Source organism: Mycobacterium simiae (assembly GCF_008370645.1).
Lineage (GTDB): Bacteria > Actinomycetota > Actinomycetes > Mycobacteriales > Mycobacteriaceae > Mycobacterium > Mycobacterium simiae_A.
In genome coordinates, this window is record NZ_VTZN01000442.1 from 1 (window position 1) to 833 (window position 833).

1 protein-coding gene is annotated in these 833 nt (G+C 69.3%); it reads left to right on the forward strand.

What is annotated here, in order from left to right:
- Positions 1–833 (forward strand): PPE family protein, SVP subgroup (locus F0Q45_RS26330; protein WP_149656633.1); only part of this gene is annotated, 833 nt, incomplete at both ends.

The following is an 833-nucleotide window of genomic DNA, read 5'->3' on the forward strand; positions in this document are numbered from 1 at the left end:
GCGGTGGCGGCTAATCGGGTGTTGCTGGGTGCGTTGGTGGCGACGAATTTTTTGGGGCAGAACACTCCGGCGATTGCGGCTACGGAGTTCGATTATGTGGAGATGTGGGCCCAGGATGTGGGTGCGATGGTCGGTTATGACGCGGGGGCGGCGGCGGTGGCGGCCTCCTTGCTGCCGTTTAGTGCCCCGCCGCTGGATTTGGCGGGGTTGGCGGGGCAGGTGGGTGCGCAGGTGAGCGGGTTGGCGAGCGGGGTGTCGGCGGCGGTGTCTCCGGCGGTGCAGGGTGTGGTGGCGGTGGCTCCGGGTGTGGTGACGGGGGTGCAGTCGCTGGCGTCGTCGGTGCCGGTGCAGTTAGGGATGCAGGTCGCGCAGTCTATGGCGATGCCGGCCAGCATGTTGATTGGGCCGTTGCTGCAGGCCGGGCAGTCGAGTGCGAATGCGGCGGGGTTGGCGGGTGCGGCGACCGCGGCAGAGTTGGTGGATGCGCCCAAGTTTGTTGGTGATGTCAATCCGCTGAAGGGCCTCGGCGGTGGGGGTGCGGGTCTGGGTGCGGGGCTGGGCGCGGAGTTGGGGAAGGCGCGGTTGGTGGGGGCGATGTCGGTGCCCCCGACGTGGGAGGGGTCGCTGCCTAAGGGGATTTCTAGTGCGGCGATGGCCGGGTTGGGCGCCATGCCGGCGGAGTTGGCACAGGCGGCCGGGGCCGGTACCGGCATGGGAATGATGCCGATGCCGATGGGCATGGGAGGTGCGGGGGCGGGGATGCCTGGCGGGATGATGGGTCGGGGCGGGGCTAATCCGCATGTGGTGCAGTCGCGGCCCAGTGTGATTCCGCG